We start from the raw sequence: 15,895 nt of genomic DNA, 5'->3' as shown, positions 1-15,895 counted from the left end.
CGCCGGGATATTCGCGGAGGTGACGGTCTTTTGGCAGCGCAGTTTTCCTGGCTCAACGAGCCAAAATCATGGTCCGGCGATGCAGCCGCGCTGAAGCTCAGGACCGAGCCGGATACGGATTTCTGGCGCGAGACCTTCTACGGTTTCATCCGCGACAGCGGCCATGCCTACACCTGCCCTGTCGCCGGGGATTTCTCGGCGGAAGCGACGGTGCTCGGGGCCTATGCCGATCTCTATGACCAGGCCGGTCTTTTCCTGCGTCTGGACGAGCAGCACTGGATCAAGGCCGGCATCGAATACACCGACGGGATGATGCATTTTTCGGTCGTCGTCACGCGTGGCGTTTCGGACTGGTCGGTAATCCCGTTGCCTTCCGCGAGGCCGGCCGATCCGGTCCGTGTCCGGCTGACCCGGCATGACGATGCCGTGCGCGTGCAATATGCGGTCGGCGACATGGCCTGGCAGATGGCGCGACTTTGCCCGTTCCCGGCGGCCGAGGCGCATATCGGCGTCATGGCCTGCTCGCCGCAAGGGCCGGGCTTTGACGTGTCGTTCTCAGGGTTTGCAGTCGGTGAAGCGATCCCGCGCGATCTGCATGCGGCGGACTAGTCCCGTTGACAATCCAGCAACCACGCAGCCATCATGTAACCGTTGCAGTAGGGCGCATCGGCTGAGGCTGAAAGGGCAATGCCCACCTACGATACATGAACCGTAGCTGCGCCCATGCCGAACCTCGAAAACCTCAAGAAACAGGCCAAGCGGTATTTACGCTGGCATCGCGAGCGGTACTATCCAGTCGCTGCCGAGATCAAGGCTGTGCTACCTCGTTTCCAGCATCTTGCCGACGATGCTCAGGTGCTGGAGGCGGAATTCAAGCTCAGCGATGCGCAGGAGCTTGTTGCCCGTAAGCAGGGCTTCGACGGATGGCAGGCGCTTAAGGCAGGAATCCCAGCCATGAGCACCCAACTCAAACCGGCAATGACGGCCCCGTTCCTCAGCGGGACGGCGGCTCTCCTTTACGTCGCAGACGTGGAGGGATCATGCAAATTCTTCACGTCCAAGCTCGGCTTTGAAGTCGACTTTGTCTATGGCGATCCACCATTTTACGGCGCCGTCAAACGCGATCGTGCGCAGCTTTGTTTGCGTCTCGTGTGCGAGCCGGTCTTTGTGGGAGACATCCGCCAGCGTGAACATCTTTTGTCGGCTTCGATCACCGTCGATACGGCGGCGGAGATCAAGCAGCTCTTCCTGGAGTTCCAGGCGGCGGGGGTGAGTTTCCACCAGGACTTGAGGAAAGAACCCTGGGGATCTCGGGACTTCATCGTGCTCGATCCCGATGGCAATCTCATCCTGTTCGCGGGACCCGGCGACTGATCATGCCACCGAAGCGGTTGTATTGGCCCCCGCCTGCAGCGGCCGGCAGGAGTTGCGCACCATCAGCCGGCCTTTCAGCACCAGCCGGCGCGACGGCGCTTCGCGATTGCCGTTCAGGCGGTCGAGCAGCAAGCTGGCGGTCTGTTCGCCGATCGCCTGCACCGGCTGCGCGATCGTGGTCAGCTGCGGGTTGAAGACGTCGGCCCAGGGGAAATCGTCGAAGCAGATGACGGAGACGTCCTCCGGGCAGGATAGGCCGAGGTCGCGGATCGCCTTCATGGCGCCGACCACCATCGGATTGTTGGCGGAGAAGATCGCGGTCGGGCGGTCATGCAGCGAAAGCAGCTGCATGGCGGCGGTATAGCCGTCGGCCTCATGCAGGTCGCCGGAGCGCACCAGGCTCTGGTCGAAGGCGAGCCCCGCGTTGAGCAACGCCTCATGATACCCCGTCATGCGGTCGCGCATCGGCGTGATGTTGAAGGCGCCGGTGATGTAGCCGATGCGCCTGTGGCCGAGATCGAGAAGATAGGTGATCGCGTCGAGGACGGCCTGATGGTTGTCGAGCACCACCCTGTCGCTGTCGACGTCGTCGACCTCGCGGTCGAGCAGCACCACCGGCACATTGGCGCGTTCGACCGTCTCTTTCAGGTAGGCGCCGTCGCCGACGCGGGCGATGATCAGGCCGTCGACCATGCGGTCGAGCAGCAGCCGGATCTGCTCATCCTGGTTGTTCAGGTCCTCGTCGGTACAGCACAGCATCACCGCATAGCCGGCGCGGTCGAAGGCCTGCTGGATGACGGAGACGACGTCGGTGAAAAAGGGATTGGTGATGTGCGGCACCGTCAGCCCGATGGTGCGGGTGGTGCCGATCTTGAGGCTGCGCGCGATGGCGTTGCGCTTGTAGCCGATCTCGCGGATCGCCTGTTCGATGCGGCCGGAAAGTTCCCGGCTCACCGTGGTGGTTCCATTGATATAGGCCGAGACCGTCGCCACCGAAACACGCGCGGCCTCGGCCACATGCAGCATGGTGGGCGCGCCGCTCTTTCGGGATTTTCTGGCACTCGGATCGGTCATTTTCGAAACGTTTTGAAGCGCATCAATTGTCAATACCTATGGAATTCTCCTGTTTTTAGCAAGAATCAAAAAAACATCGCCTCGATCCATCAACTCCAATCTTGACTAATTCGAAACGTTTAGATTAGCTTTTTGCATGACTGGCAGCACGGTAGGGAGGCCGTTCCTGTCATGGCCGACCGCGAAATTCCGTCTGCGCCGGATCATGGCGCCTCATCCTCGGGGCAGCCCGTGCTTGCCGCAAGCAACGTCTCGAAGGCGTTCGGCGGCGTCGTGGCGCTGAGCGACGTCAACTTCGATCTCAGGCGCGGCGAAATCCACGCATTGATGGGTGAGAACGGCGCCGGCAAGTCGACGCTGATGAAGATCGTTTCCGGCGTCTACACCGATTACGACGGAACCATCTCCGTTGCCGGTGAGCCGGTGCGATTCTCCGGCGTGCGCGACGCCGAGGATGCCGGCATCGCCATCATCCATCAGGAATTGAACCTCGTGCCCGAACTCACCGTGGCCGAGAACATCTTCCTAGGTCGCGAAAAGCGGATCGCCGGCCTGATCGTCGACCGCAGGGCAAGCCTTGCCGCATCACGCACTCTGCTCACGTCGCTGGGCATCGACCTCGATCCGGAGGCGCGTGTCGGTGGCCTGCGTGTCGGCGAACAGCAACTGGTCGAGATCGCCAAGGCGCTGTCGAAGAATGCGCGCATCCTGATCATGGACGAACCGACTTCGGCGCTCTCGCCGGCGGAATGCCAGCGGCTTTTCCGCATCATGCGCCAGCTGGCCGCGCAGGGCGTCGCCATCGTCTACATCTCGCACCGCATCGACGAGGTCATGCACCTTGTCGATCGCACCACGGTCTTCCGCGACGGACGCCACGTGCTGACCCGCGCGATGAGCGAGCTGAACGAAGACAGGCTGATTGCAGCCATGGTTGGGCGCACCTTGCTCGACGCGTCCACGGCGATGCGCGCCGCCCATTACGACACGCCGATCCTGACGGTGCGCGATCTTTCCTTCGACAGGGCCGATCGAAGTGGCTGGCGGCAGGTGATCTCCGGCGTCAGCTTCGACCTCGGCCGCGGCGAGATTCTGGGCATCGGCGGCCTGCTCGGTTCCGGCCGCACCGAGATCCTGCAATCGATCTTCGGCAGCGCTCAAGGGCGCGTCGACGGCGACATCCGGCTGGACGGGAAACCGGTGGCGATCCATTCGCCGCGCGATGCCCGCCATCTCGGCATTGCGCTGGTCACCGAGGACCGCAAGGCGGAAGGCCTCTATCTCAAGGCCTCGATCGTCGACAATGTCGCGCTGCCGCTGGTCAGCGCGCTGTCGCGTTTCGGCCTGCGCTCGGTCTCCGCTGAAAAGGCCCTTGCCAATGAGGCGGTCAAGGCGCTGGGCATCCGCTGCAGCGGCATCGACCAGATCGCCAACACCTTGTCCGGCGGCAACCAGCAGAAGGTGGTGATCGGCAAGTGGCTGGCCACCAAACCGCGCGTGCTGCTGCTCGATGAACCGACGCGCGGCATCGACATCGGCGCCAAGCGCGAGATCTATGATCTCGTCTTCAAGCTGGCCGACGAGGGCCTGGCCATCATCGTGGTGAGTTCGGAGATGCCGGAGCTCCTGCATCTGTCGGATCGCATCCTGGTGATGGCCGAAGGCCGCCAGACCGGCATTCTCCCCCGCAACCAAGCCAGCGAGGAACGCATCATGCAACTGGCAGCACCTCGGCATGCCAACGGACGGACGGCGGCATGAACGCGCTGAGGCTCGTGTCGCGCACCAAGCTTTACTGGGGGCTGATCGCCATCTTCCTGATCGGCGTGTTCTCGTCGCCGGTCACCTCCAAGGGCAGCAACATCTTTTTGTCCTATGGCAACCTGCTCGACGTGCTGCGCCAGGTGTCCACCACCGGCCTCATCGCCACCGGCATGACGGCGGTCATCATCACCGGCGGCATCGATCTTTCGGTCGGCTCGCTGATGGCGATCTGCACGGTTGTGACGGCGATGCTTTTGACGATGCCCGGCGCCACGCCTGCCGCCGTCATGGGCGTCCCCGCGGTGGGCTTTGTCGCGCTGTTCATCGGCGTGACCGTCACCCGATTCCTGTTCACCAACCTCGCCAAGTCGGCTGCCGGCGCGCCGCATCGCGCCGCCCAGCTCGATCCGGTGCGCGGCGTGGCCGTGCCCGCCGTCGTCGGTGTCATCCTCTGCGCCCTGGCGCTGTGGTTCCTGCTGCCGCAGGTCGGCTCGAAATTCGGCGTGCTCGGCGTGCTGATCGTGGCGCCTTGCGTCGGCCTGCTGTTCGGTGCCTTGAACGGCGTCATCATCGTCGCGGGCCGGCTGCAGCCCTTCATCGTCACACTGGCCATGATGGTGACGGCGCTCGGCATCGCGCGCCTGACCGCCGGGCAGAACAATGCCGTGCTGCCGGTCTATACCGGGTCCAACGCGACGGAGGAGTTCGAGGTCCTGCGCTCGCTCGCCTTCGGCATCATCCCGATGCCTGGACTGTTCTTCCTCGGCGCCATCATCATCTACGGTGCCGTGCTGCGCTTCACGCCCTTTGGCCGCTACGTCTATGCCATCGGCGGCAATGAGGAGGCGGCGAGGCTATCCGGCATCGCCGCCGGCCGCGTCAAAATCGCGACCTATGCCATGTCGGGCTTGCTCGCCGGCATCGCCGCCGTGCTCTATGTGGCGCAATACCGCCAGGGCAAGCCGGACGCCGGTGCCGGGCTGGAGCTGGACGCCATCGCCGCCGTGGTCATCGGCGGCACCAGCCTGATGGGCGGCCGCGGCAGCCTCGCCGGCACATTCTGCGGCGTGCTGATCTTCGGGCTGCTCTCCAACATCCTGCAGCTGCACAACATCAATTCGAACCTGCAGCTGGTGCTCAAAGGCCTGATCATCATCGGCACCGTGCTCGTGCAGGAGCGCAACGCCACCGACCTCTTTTCCCATTTGCGACTTTCGCGAAAGCGATCGGCGCACACGCCAACGCCCGCGGAGGAGCGGACGACAAAAGAGACGCAGTCTCGAACAATCGGAGGAAACGCAAATGAAACGCCGTGAATTCCTGGGGCTGGCAGCCCTGACGACAGTGCTTGCCGCAACCACAGTGCTGATGCCGGGTCAGAAGGCCTTCGCCGAAGACAAGAAATGGACCATCGGCTTCAGCCAGGTCACCACCATCGAACCCTGGCGCGCGCAGTTCAACAAGGACATCCTTGCCGAAGCCGCCAAGCATCCGAACGTCAATCTCATCATCACCGACGGCGAGGACAAGACAGAGAAGCAGGTCGCCGATGTCGAGAACCTGATCCGCCAGCAGGTCGACGCGCTGCTGATCTCGCCGAAGGAATCGGCAGGCCTCACCGGCGTCGTGCAGAAGGCGATCGAGGCCAAGATCCCGGTCTTCGTGCTCGACCGCAATGTCGAGACCAAGGATTTCACGCAATTCGTCGGCGGCGACAATAAGCTGATCGGCCGCGCGGCGGGCGAATACGCCGTCGAGCTTCTCGGCGGCAAGGGCAAGGCCACCGGCAATGTCGTCGAGATCTGGGGCGGCATGGGCACCGAGCCCGCGCATGACCGCCATGACGGCTTCCATGAATTCACCGACAAGGAGCCGGGCATCAAATACCTGCTCGACAAGCAGTCGGGCGACTGGAAGCAGGACCAGGCCTACAACATCATGGCGACCGCCTTGCGCAACAACGAGAAGATCGACCTGGTCTACGGCCACAACGATCCGATGGCTTACGGCGCCTATCTCGCCGCCAAGGATGTCGGCCGTGAAAAGGACATCAAGTTCGTCGGCATCGACGCCCTGCCCAATGAAGGCGTGCAACTCGTCAACAAGGGCGAGCTGACGGCGACCTTCCTCTACGCCACACCGGGCGCCGAAGGCCTGCGCCAGGCCCTGAAGTTCTTGGGCGGCGAGAAGGTCGAAAAGACCGTCATCCTGCCCACCTTGAAGATCACCAAGGAAAACGCGCCGCAGATATTGAAGGACAACGGCCTGTAATCAGGGGCGACATCGGACAACAGCGGCCGGCAGATGATTGCCGGCCGCTGTTGTGTTTCAGCCTGTTTCGCGGTCATTCGGCTGAGTTCGCGCCTGCTGAAGCCGACTTCCTCCAGCGTTCCGGAATGGATCCCCGACACTCTTCGGTCGCTGCGCTCCCTACGAGGTCGAGGATGACGGAGTTTCTATGCCTCGCGCAAATTGCGAACGCTGGTGCGCATCAGCATTGGTGTCCGCAACGTTGGAGATTGGCCGAAACGTCCCTCAGACCGTCATCCTCGACCTCGTGAGCGACCAAAGGGAGCGGCGAGTGTCGGGGATCCATTCCGGAACGTCAGAGATATGATGCGGTCCAGAACCGGCTATGCGTGCCGAGCAGAATATGCGAGCCGGCCCGACGACATCATGGCGACCACGTCGCAATTCGGCATTGAGTTTTCCCTTCATGTCGAGTAGGTGAGGTCCACCAGGCCGGGCCCCTCTGGCAGCCATCCAGGCTGTGATGTCGGACTGGGATTTCAATCCGGTGGCCTGGCTGAGACGTCCCTGAATTCTGGCAATATGTGTTGATACGCTAGCGCGATCGCGCCAGAGCAGCTCTGAAAGCTACGCCGCCCTGCAGATACAAAGGGTGCCGTATGACTGAAATTCTCCATTCCTTTCTCACGCCCGAAGCGATGACAGCGCTGTTGCAGGTCATCATGATCGATCTGGTGCTGGCCGGCGACAATGCCGTCGTCATCGGGCTTGCCGCCGCGGGCCTGCCCAAGCATCAGCGCGCCAAGGCGATCCTGATCGGGATCATCGCCGCGACCGTCCTGCGCATCGGCTTTGCCGCCGCCACCACTCAGCTTCTCCAGATCGTCGGCCTGCTCTTCGTCGGTGGCCTGCTTCTGCTCTGGGTATGCTGGAAGATGTGGAGCGAGCTGCAGCAGGGGCATGGCCAGGAAGCGCTGGCGCTTGAGGGCGCAGCCGCCGGCGAGGGTTCACATGGTGCCACGACCACCGTGCCGAACAAGACCTTTGCGCAGGCTGCCTGGCAGATCGTCATCGCCGACGTTTCCATGTCGCTCGACAATGTGCTGGCCGTTGCCGGTGCGGCGCGCGAACATCCGGGTGTCCTGGTGTTCGGGCTCGTCCTGTCGATCGCGCTGATGGGCATTGCCGCGAATTTCATCGCCAATCTGCTGCAGAAGTATCGCTGGATCGCTTATGTCGGCCTCGTCGTCATTCTCTATGTCGCCGGCCACATGATCTACCGCGGTTCGCTCGAACTGCTGCCTTATGTGACAGGGGCGTAAGCTTCTCCCGGCGACTGGCGTCAAACGATGCCAGTCGCCGGGCTTGGCATTGTCCTGGAGTGCCTCTCAGCGCGTGAAGCTCTGGGCGTTGCCGGCGTCGACATTGATGATGTTGCCGGTCGACTTCGCCGACATGTCGGATGCCAGGAAATACACCGCCTCGGCGATGTCTTCCGGGAACACCGAGCGTTTCAGCATCGAGCGTTTGCGGTAGTGCTCTTCCAGCTCGTCCGGCTGCATGGAATAGGCAGCCGCGCGCTGCTCGCGCCATTCGCCGGTCCAGATCTTTGAACCGCGCAGCACCGCGTCCGGGTTCACCGTGTTGACGCGGATCTGATGATCCGCGCCTTCCAGCGCCAGGCAGCGGGCAAGGTGGATCTCGGCCGCCTTGGCGGTGCAGTAGGCCGCCGCATTGGGCGAGGCGGCCAGCCCGTTCTTGGAAGCGATGAAGACGATGTTGCCGCCGAGCTTCTGCTGCTTGAAGGTGCGGAAGGCCTCGCGCGACACCAGGAAATAGCCCTTGGCGAGGATGTCCATGTTGCGGTTCCACATCGACAGTTCGGTGTCCTCGATCGGCGCCGAGGAGGAAATGCCGGCATTGGAGACCAGGATGTCGACGCCGCCGAATTCGACCGCGCTGCTTGCATAGGCGGCCGCGACGCCGGTTTCGTCCGTCACGTCGAGCTTGACGGTGCGCAGGAAATCCTTGCCGAAGACCTTGGCCAGGTCATCCTGCGCCATGCCGAGCGCCGGCTTATCGATGTCGGCAAGCACCACGCAGGCGCCTTCGCGCAGAAGACGGATGGCGGTTGCCTTGCCGATGCCGCCGGCGCCGCCGGTGACGAAGGCGATCTGGCCGGCCAGCGATTTCGGTTTCGGCAGGCGCTGCAGCTTGGCTTCCTCGAGCAGCCAGTATTCGATGTCGAAGGCTTCCTGTTCCGGCAGGCCGGCATAGGAGGAGACGGCCGCCGCACCCCGCATGACGTTGATGGCGTTGACGTAGAACTCGGCCGAGATGCGGGCGGTGGCCTTGTCGGCGGCGAAGGTGAACATACCGACGCCCGGCATCAGGTAGACCACGGCGTTGGGATCGCGCATGGCGGGCGAGTCGGCATGTTTGCAGCGTTCGTAATAGGCCTGGTAGTCGGCACGATAGGCATCGAGCGCGGCAGGCAGGGCCGTGGCAACCGCATCGATATCCGGCTTGGCCGGATCGAAACCGATCACCAGCGGCCTGATCTTGGTGCGCAGAAAATGGTCGGGACAGGAGGTCCCGAGCGGCGCGAGCGCCGGCAGTTCGGCCGAGTTGACGAAGTCGAGCACTGCGTCGGAATCGTCGAAATGACCGATTTTCATCGCGCCGGGTTTCGAGATCATGCCGCGCACGATCGGCATCAGCCGTGCCGCGATGGTGCGCCGCTCGGCCGCCGGCAAGGATTGGGTGACAGCCCCGCCGAAGGCCGATTTGTCCTTTGTCTCACGCTCGAACCAGTCGATGGCCTGGTTGATGACGTCGACGGTGGTCGTGTAGCAGTCCTTCGGCGTGTCGCCCCAGGTGAACAGGCCGTGGCTCTCCAGGATGACGCCGCGGGCTTCAGGGTTCTCCGCGCAGAATTTCGCCAGCCACAGGCCCAGTTCGAAGCCCGGCCGTTTCCACGGCAGCCAGCCGATCGTGTCGCCGAAGATCGTCTTCGTCAGCGTCTTGGAGTTCCTGGCGGCAGCGACCGCGATGATCGCGTCGGGATGCATGTGATCGACGAAGGGCTTGGGCACATAGGCGTGCAGGGGCGTGTCGATGGAGGCCGCGCGCGGGTTGAGGTTGAAGGTGCAGTGCGGCAGGTAGCCGACCATCTCGTCTTCATGCGCAACGCCGCGATAGAGGTTCTTCAGCGCATTGAGCTTGTCCATGTAGAGCGTGGCAAAGCCGTCGAGCTTGATCGAGGCGCTGTCGCCGCCCGAACCTTTCACCCACAGCACCTCGACGTCCTCGCCGGTCAGGGGATCTTTCTGCCGGACCTTCGATGACGTGTTGCCGCCGCCGTAATTGGTGATGCGCTTGTCGGAACCCAGCAGATTGGAGCGATAGACGAGCCGTTCCGGCTCGCTCATCGTTGCCGCCTTCCCATCGTTCCACAGATTGGCGAGCCGCGCCGGCTGTTTGTCGAGCATGTCGAAATCCTCCCGCCGGCCTCTCGGGCGCGGCATGAGCGTTAAAATCAGGCCAAGGCATGCAGTTTGTCAATCATGAAAGATTGAAGTCGATCATATTGCAAGTGCTAACTGCTTTATATGCAATGCGATATGAGCGAAGTTTTGCACAAATGGCTTGCGTGATCGTCTATTTTGCGTAACTTGGATCATGACGCTTGGTTTTCGAGCCGTCACGGGAGGATTCTGGCTTGAACGATTTGGTCCGCCATCGGCAGATCATCGAATTGCTGCGCGACCGGCCCTTCGCGTCGGTGCGCGAGCTACAGGAGCGCCTTGGCGTTTCCGCTGCCACCATCCGGCGCGACATCGATAAGATCGACCAGTCCGGCGGCGCCCGGAAGGTCTATGGCGGCATCTCCGCGCTTGACGGCGCCGCCTCGCAGGCCACCGCCTTCGCCCGGCCCTATGACGAGAACCGCGACCTCGCCGTCGATGCGAAACGCCAGATCGCCGAATTGGCCTCGACCATGGTGCTGGATGGCGATGCCGTCATCGTCAATGGCGGTTCGACCTGCTACCACCTCGGCGTCAAGCTGGCCGAACGCAACGTCCGCCTGTTCACCAACTCGATGCCGCTGGCCGCCTATCTCGGCGAGCATGGCAAATGCAGCCTGACCATCGCCGGCGGCGAACTGCATCGCGAGCCGCGCGTCATCTATTCGCCGTCGCAGCCGGCAAACTTTTTCGCCTCGAAGTTCTTTCTCGGCGCGCAGGGCATCAGCCCCGACGGGCTGCTGGAGTCGCATCCGCTGATGGTGCGCGCCATCCAGGAATTGAGCCGCAATGTCGACCAGGTGATCGTGCTGGCCGACAGCCGCAAATTCTCCATCCATGCGCGCCACGTGGCATTGCCGCTTGCGCGTGTCGGCGTCCTGATCACCGACGACGGGCTGTCGGACCAGCATGCCAAGATGCTGGAAGCGGCCGGTGTCGCCCTGCGCATCGCTCCGAACGGGGGGCTAGGATGAGCGGGGCACTCGCAGTTTTCGATCTCGGCAAGACCAATTCGAAGCTGTTTGTGTTCGCGCCCGACGGCGCCCTGCTCGACGAACGCCGCACCAGGCCGGTGTGGAAGGATTTCCGGGGCCGACATGTGCTGGACGACGAGCGCCTCTTTGCCTGGATGAGCCGCGAGCTCGCCGAGGTCGTTGCCATGCATGATGTCGTCGGGCTGATGGTCTCCGCCCATGGCTGTGCTTTCGCGCTGGTGCGCGGCGACGAGCTTCTCCATCCGGTGCTGGACTACGAACAGGAGATCCCACCGTCGATCGCGCGCGAGATCGATCCGATGCTGCCGGATTTCTCGGAGACCTACACGCCCTGGCTGCCGCTCGGTTTCTCGATCGCCCGCCACATCTATTGGCTGAGGCAGGAAGAGCCGGCCGCCTTTGCCGATACCGAGTGGATCCTCTGCTATCCGCAATACTGGGGCTGGCGGTTTTCGGGCCGCCCGCTGGCGGAATGGTCCTATCTCGGCGCGCACAGCCAGCTGTGGGCACCATTGAAACGCGATTTCTCCTCGCTTGTCGACCGGCTGGGCTGGCGCCAGAAATTCCCGGAGATACAGCCCGCCGGCGCGGTCATCGGCGAGACGCACGTTGCCCTGTCCGATGGTTCCAGCCGTTCGATCCGCGTCCACAACGGCGTGCACGATTCCAATGCCGCGCTTGCCTATTACCGCATGACCGGCCTGTCCGGCTTCACGCTGGTATCAACCGGCACCTGGGTCATCATCATCAATCTCGACTGCCCGCTCGACGCGCTCGACCGCGAGCGCGACATGATCGCCAATGTCACGGTCGATGGCGAGCCGGCGCCTTCGCTGCGCTTCATGGGCGGGCGCGAATACGACCTGATCAGCGAAAGCTGGAACCGGCCGATCTCGCAGCAGGCGGTCGAACGCGTGATGGCGCGCGGCGTCTTCGCCCTGCCGTCATGGGCTGCCGGCGGACCGTTTCCGGAAACCAGCGGGCAGATCGTCGGCGGCGATGTCGAGGGTGAGGATCGCGCCGCGGTTGCCGCGCTCTACGTGCTGATGATGACGGACCTGTCGCTGGACCTGATCCGCTCCGACAACCTTCTGGTCGTCGATGGCGGCCTCGCCAAGATCGAATTGCTGACAGCGATGCTCGCGCAACTGCGCCCTGGCCAGACGGTCATCCATTCCGAGATGAGCGAAGGCTCCGCCACCGGCGCCGCTGCTCTTGCCTTCAAGGCGCTCGGAATGATGCCGTTTCGCGACGAGACGGTACCTGTTGCCGCAAGCAGCGTTCCCGGGCTCGAAGCTTATCGCGATCGCTGGCGCGAGCTGGCCGGCAATGCCCGCGATGCCGCACGTGCGGACAATGCCCGCGATGCCGCACGTGCGGACAATGCCCGCGATGCCGCGCGTGCGGACAAAGCCGCGAAGGAGGCGAGCCGATGACCGCCGCCCCCTATGTCAGCCTCGCCGGCATGTCGAAATCCTTCGTCGGCGTGAAGGCGTTGAAGGACGTCAGCTTCGACGTGCGCCCCGGCGAGGTGCATGCGCTGCTCGGCGAGAACGGCGCCGGCAAGTCGACGCTGATCAAGATGATGTCCGGCCTCTATGCGCCGGATGCCGGCACCATCACCGTCGACGGCAAGGAGGTGAAGTTCGCCTCGACGCGCGATGCGTCGGCCGCCGGGATTGCGACCGTCTATCAGGAACTGCTGCTGTTTCCCGAGCTGACCGTCGCGGAGAACGTCTTCCTCGGCAATTATCCGCGCAAGCCGGGCGGCTGGATCGACTGGAGCGAGGTGCGGGCACGCACGCGCGCCCTGCTCGACCAGCTTGACACCTTCGATCTCGATGTCGACGCCAAGGTGCTGACGCTGTCGGTGGCGCAGCGCCAGCGCGTCGAGATCGCCAAGGCGCTTTCCAAGAATGCGCGCATCCTGATCATGGACGAGCCGACCGCCTCGCTCGTGGAATCGGACGTGCAGCGCCTGATGGCGGTGGTGCGGCAGTTGCGCGAGCGCGGCGTCGGTATCGTCTATGTCAGCCACCGCATGCCGGAGATCTTCGCGCTGGCCGATCGCGTCACCGTGCTGCGCGACGGCGGTTATGTCGGCACCCGCGACATCGGCGAGGTCGACGAGGCGCAACTCGTTTCCATGATGGTCGGCCGGTCGATCGACAGCCTGTTCCCGAAGGCCGACGCCGCCATCGGCGACACGGTGCTGGAGGTGAAGAACCTCAATCACGGCCGTCATGTGCAGGACATCTCCTTTTCCCTGCGGCGTGGAGAGATCCTCGGCGTCGCCGGCCTGGTCGGCAGCGGGCGCACGGAACTCGCGCTCACTCTGTTCGGCATGACGCCGGCGACCTCGGGCGAGATCGCGCTCGAAGGCAGGACGGTCGCCATCACCTCGCCGCGCCAGGCGCGCGACCTCGGCATCGCCTATGTGCCGGAGGATCGCGGCCAGCAGGGCCTGGTGAAGCAGATGGCGATCCGCAAGAACGTGTCGATGGCCTCGATCGAACGCTTCTCGTCCGGCATCTTCATCAAGGCGGGCGAAGAAGCGCAGCGCGCTCTCGACGCCGTCAAGCGACTCAGGGTGCGTTGCCGCAACATCGGCCAACCGGTCGGTGAATTGTCGGGTGGCAACCAGCAGAAGGTGGTGATCGCCAAATGGCTGGAGACCAATCCCAAGGTGCTGATCCTCGATGAGCCGACGCGCGGCGTCGACGTCGGTGCCAAGGCCGAGATCCACACCATCATGGGTGAACTGGTGAAGCAGGGTGTCGCCATCCTGATGATCTCCAGCGAACTGCCGGAAGTGCTCGGCATGAGCGACCGCATCCTGGTGATCAGCGGCGGCCGCCTCACCGGTGAGATCGACAGGGCGGACGCAACGCCCGAACGCGTCGGCATGGCGATGACCACGCATCAGAGCGGGGAGGCGGCCTGATGAGTGCGGTCGTCGATCTCCCGCCAACCCGTCCCGCATCGACCGCACAACGGCCCGGCTTCCTCCGGCGGCTGTTTGCCGATTACGGCCAGGAACTGGTCGTGCTGGCCGCGATCATAGCGCTGTTCGTAGTGGTGACGATGGTCAACCCGCGTTTCATCAGCGCCAACAACCTGACCACGATCTTCTCCGGCAACGCCTATATCGCCGTTGCCGCCATCGGCATGGCCATGGTCATCATCACCGGCCATATCGACGTATCGGTCGGCGCGCTGATCGGCGTGCTGGCGACGATCTCGGGTACGCTGGCGGTCGCCGGCTATCCGGTCTGGATCGCCTGGCTGGCGCCGGTGCTGGTCGGCATGGCGATCAACGCCTGTATCGGCGTCCTCGTCGCCTACGCGCGCATTCCGTCCATCGTGGTGACTTTAGGCGCCTTGTCGATCATGCGTGGCGGGCTGATCAGCGTCACCGGCGGCACCTGGATCACCAATCTGCCGCCCGATTTCCTGATCGCCCAGAAGAGCGTCCTCGGCCTGCCGGTACCGCTGGTCTTCATGGTGGTGCTGACCGTGCTTGCAGCACTTTGGATGCGCTACTCGGCCTTCGGGCGTTCGCTTTATGCCATTGGCGGCAATGCGGAAGCGGCACTTGCCACCGGTATCCCGGTCGAGCGCCGCACCGTCGCGGTGTTCGTCATCCACGGCGCCTTCGCGGGGCTGGCGACCATCCTCTTCGCCACACAGCTGCAGGTGATCCAGTCCACGGTGCCGCCCAATCTCGAGCTTACCGTCATCACCGCTGCCGTCATCGGCGGCGTGTCGATCCTCGGCGGTTCGGGCACGGTCATCGGCTCGACGCTGGCGACGATCCTGTTCGCCACGATCGGTTCAGCGCTGATCTTCGTCAACGTCTCGGCCTACTGGCTGCGCGCGGTCATCGGCCTGCTGATCCTGGCGACGGTGCTTGCCGACATGCTGCGCCGGCGCGGCAGGATTTGAAGGAGCAAGGATGAACTGGAAATCCCTGCTCCGTCACGAAACCTTCCTGGCCTTGCTGCTGGTCGCCGTGCTGATCGTGCTGTCGTTCCAGTCCGACCGTTTCTTTACTGTCTCCAACCTGCTCAACCAGGGTCGGCTGATGACGGAGATCGGCCTCATCGCCATCGCCATGACCTTTGTCATCGCGACCGGCGGCATCGATCTCTCCGTGGGTTCGATCCTCGGCCTGACCGCGATCCTGACCGGCGTGTTCTGGCAGAAGCTTGGCCTGCCGCTGCCGGCGGCCGCCGCTGGCGCGATCGCCGTCGGCACGTTTGCCGGTTTCGCCAATGGCGCGATCATCACGCGGTTTAGCGTGCCGCCGCTGATCGCGACGCTGGCGACGCTGGCGCTCTATCGCGGCCTGGCCGAAGGCATCAGCCAGGCGCGTTCGGTGCGCGGCTATCCGGACTGGTTCTACGTGCTCGGCCAGGGCGAGGTGCTGGGCGTGCCGACGCAGCTCTGGATCCTGGCAGCTGCGGCGATCATCGCTTCGATCATCCTTGCCTACACGCGTTGGGGCCGCACGGTCTATGCCATAGGCTCCAACGAGGTCGCCAGCCGCTTTTCCGGGCTTTCGGTCGAGAAGACCAAGCTTGCCCTCTACACCGCCTCGGGTTTCGCGGCAGCTCTGGCCGGCGTCATCTTTGTCTCGCGCGTCTCGACCACGCGCTCCGACATGGGCACCGGCATCGAACTCGACGCCATCACCGCGGTGGTGCTTGGCGGCACCTCGATCTTCGGCGGCCGCGGCACGATCGCCGGCACCATGATCGGCCTTTGCCTCATCCAGGCGCTGAAGAACGGTCTGTCGCTCGCCGGTGTGAAGGGCGACGGCACCATCATGCTCATCGGCGCGGTACTCATCCTGGCGATCCTCGCCAGCAACCTCTTCGAGAGGAGCGGCACTCGATAACAAGGGAGAAG

Annotated in this window: 13 protein-coding genes; 11 read left to right on the top strand and 2 right to left on the bottom strand. The window is 63.7% G+C overall.

Annotated features, from left to right (window positions below; translation table 11 throughout):
* The first annotated feature begins 30 nt into the window (after positions 1–30).
* Positions 31–609 carry a DUF1349 domain-containing protein gene (locus ACFWXH_RS14465; protein ID WP_054312350.1) on the top strand — a complete coding sequence of 193 codons (579 nt, stop codon included), beginning with the start codon at positions 31–33 and terminating at the stop codon, positions 607–609.
* Between the two features lie 114 nt (positions 610–723).
* On the top strand, positions 724–1,374 hold the full coding sequence (locus ACFWXH_RS14460) for a VOC family protein (protein WP_379121315.1): 651 nt from the start codon (positions 724–726) through the stop codon (positions 1,372–1,374).
* Here ACFWXH_RS14460 and ACFWXH_RS14455 read toward each other — a convergent pair whose 3' ends face one another.
* Positions 1,375–2,400: a LacI family DNA-binding transcriptional regulator gene (locus ACFWXH_RS14455; protein WP_379122213.1), complete on the bottom strand. Its 1,026-nt coding sequence runs from the start codon at positions 2,398–2,400 to the stop codon at positions 1,375–1,377.
* Positions 2,401–2,619: 219 nt separating this feature from the next.
* On the opposite strand from ACFWXH_RS14455, the gene ACFWXH_RS14450 reads away from it, so the two are divergent.
* The 4 genes from ACFWXH_RS14450 to ACFWXH_RS14435 all read left to right on the top strand — a co-directional run bounded on the left by ACFWXH_RS14450 (position 2,620) and on the right by ACFWXH_RS14435 (position 7,784).
* Positions 2,620–4,209, top strand: a complete 1,590-nt coding sequence (locus ACFWXH_RS14450) for a sugar ABC transporter ATP-binding protein (protein ID WP_379121313.1) — start codon at positions 2,620–2,622, stop codon at positions 4,207–4,209.
* Positions 4,206–5,528, top strand: coding sequence for an ABC transporter permease (locus ACFWXH_RS14445; RefSeq protein WP_379121310.1), 1,323 nt, complete (start codon positions 4,206–4,208; stop codon positions 5,526–5,528). Before ACFWXH_RS14450 ends, ACFWXH_RS14445 begins: the two co-directional genes overlap by 4 nt.
* Complete coding sequence (locus ACFWXH_RS14440) at positions 5,515–6,483, top strand: substrate-binding domain-containing protein (RefSeq protein WP_379121308.1); 969 nt, start codon at positions 5,515–5,517, stop codon at positions 6,481–6,483. Before ACFWXH_RS14445 ends, ACFWXH_RS14440 begins: the two co-directional genes overlap by 14 nt.
* Positions 6,484–7,121: 638 nt before the next feature.
* Positions 7,122–7,784 (top strand): TerC family protein, encoded by a 663-nt coding sequence (locus tag ACFWXH_RS14435; RefSeq protein ID WP_379121306.1) that lies wholly within the window; start codon positions 7,122–7,124, stop codon positions 7,782–7,784.
* A 66-nt stretch (positions 7,785–7,850) separates the two neighbouring features.
* Here ACFWXH_RS14435 and ACFWXH_RS14430 read toward each other — a convergent pair whose 3' ends face one another.
* Positions 7,851–9,953 carry a bifunctional rhamnulose-1-phosphate aldolase/short-chain dehydrogenase gene (locus ACFWXH_RS14430; RefSeq protein ID WP_379121304.1) on the bottom strand — a complete coding sequence of 701 codons (2,103 nt, stop codon included), beginning with the start codon at positions 9,951–9,953 and terminating at the stop codon, positions 7,851–7,853.
* A gap of 230 nt (positions 9,954–10,183) precedes the next feature.
* Here ACFWXH_RS14430 and ACFWXH_RS14425 point away from each other — a divergent pair, with 230 nt between their 5' ends.
* Genes ACFWXH_RS14425 through ACFWXH_RS14405 form a run of 5 tightly spaced genes read left to right on the top strand, consistent with a single transcriptional unit; the run spans position 10,184 to position 15,884 of the window.
* Entirely contained in the window at positions 10,184–10,963 is a 780-nt protein-coding gene (locus ACFWXH_RS14425; RefSeq protein ID WP_379121302.1) for a DeoR/GlpR family DNA-binding transcription regulator, read from the top strand.
* Positions 10,960–12,420 carry an FGGY-family carbohydrate kinase gene (locus tag ACFWXH_RS14420; RefSeq protein ID WP_379121300.1) on the top strand — a complete coding sequence of 487 codons (1,461 nt, stop codon included), beginning with the start codon at positions 10,960–10,962 and terminating at the stop codon, positions 12,418–12,420. Before ACFWXH_RS14425 ends, ACFWXH_RS14420 begins: the two co-directional genes overlap by 4 nt.
* Positions 12,417–13,928, top strand: a complete 1,512-nt coding sequence (locus tag ACFWXH_RS14415; protein WP_379121298.1) for a sugar ABC transporter ATP-binding protein — start codon at positions 12,417–12,419, stop codon at positions 13,926–13,928. The genes ACFWXH_RS14420 and ACFWXH_RS14415 overlap by 4 nt, the downstream gene beginning before the upstream one ends.
* Positions 13,928–14,929, top strand: a complete 1,002-nt coding sequence (locus tag ACFWXH_RS14410; protein WP_379121296.1) for an ABC transporter permease — start codon at positions 13,928–13,930, stop codon at positions 14,927–14,929. Before ACFWXH_RS14415 ends, ACFWXH_RS14410 begins: the two co-directional genes overlap by 1 nt.
* 10 nt (positions 14,930–14,939) lie before the next feature.
* Complete coding sequence (locus tag ACFWXH_RS14405) at positions 14,940–15,884, top strand: ABC transporter permease (protein WP_054312339.1); 945 nt, start codon at positions 14,940–14,942, stop codon at positions 15,882–15,884.
* The last annotated feature ends 11 nt before the right edge of the window (positions 15,885–15,895 follow it).

The organism is Mesorhizobium sp. NPDC059054 (assembly GCF_042739215.1).
Lineage (GTDB): Bacteria > Pseudomonadota > Alphaproteobacteria > Rhizobiales > Rhizobiaceae > Mesorhizobium.
Note: the sequence above shows the minus strand (reverse complement) of the source record. Positions and strands in the feature narration are given on the sequence as shown.

Bases quoted from the DNA above. Each gene is read 5' to 3' on its own strand.
- ACFWXH_RS14460 (WP_379121315.1), top strand. From the start codon at position 724: ATGCCGAACCTCGAAAACCTCAAGAAACAGGCCAAGCGGTATTTACGC.
- ACFWXH_RS14455 (WP_379122213.1), bottom strand. From the start codon at position 2,400: ATGCTGCATGTGGCCGAGGCCGCGCGTGTTTCGGTGGCGACGGTCTCG.
- ACFWXH_RS14450 (WP_379121313.1), top strand. From the start codon at position 2,620: ATGGCCGACCGCGAAATTCCGTCTGCGCCGGATCATGGCGCCTCATCC.
- ACFWXH_RS14445 (WP_379121310.1), top strand. From the start codon at position 4,206: ATGAACGCGCTGAGGCTCGTGTCGCGCACCAAGCTTTACTGGGGGCTG.
- ACFWXH_RS14440 (WP_379121308.1), top strand. From the start codon at position 5,515: ATGAAACGCCGTGAATTCCTGGGGCTGGCAGCCCTGACGACAGTGCTT.
- ACFWXH_RS14435 (WP_379121306.1), top strand. From the start codon at position 7,122: ATGACTGAAATTCTCCATTCCTTTCTCACGCCCGAAGCGATGACAGCG.
- ACFWXH_RS14430 (WP_379121304.1), bottom strand. From the start codon at position 9,953: ATGCTCGACAAACAGCCGGCGCGGCTCGCCAATCTGTGGAACGATGGG.
- ACFWXH_RS14420 (WP_379121300.1), top strand. From the start codon at position 10,960: ATGAGCGGGGCACTCGCAGTTTTCGATCTCGGCAAGACCAATTCGAAG.
- ACFWXH_RS14415 (WP_379121298.1), top strand. From the start codon at position 12,417: ATGACCGCCGCCCCCTATGTCAGCCTCGCCGGCATGTCGAAATCCTTC.
- ACFWXH_RS14410 (WP_379121296.1), top strand. From the start codon at position 13,928: ATGAGTGCGGTCGTCGATCTCCCGCCAACCCGTCCCGCATCGACCGCA.
- ACFWXH_RS14405 (WP_054312339.1), top strand. From the start codon at position 14,940: ATGAACTGGAAATCCCTGCTCCGTCACGAAACCTTCCTGGCCTTGCTG.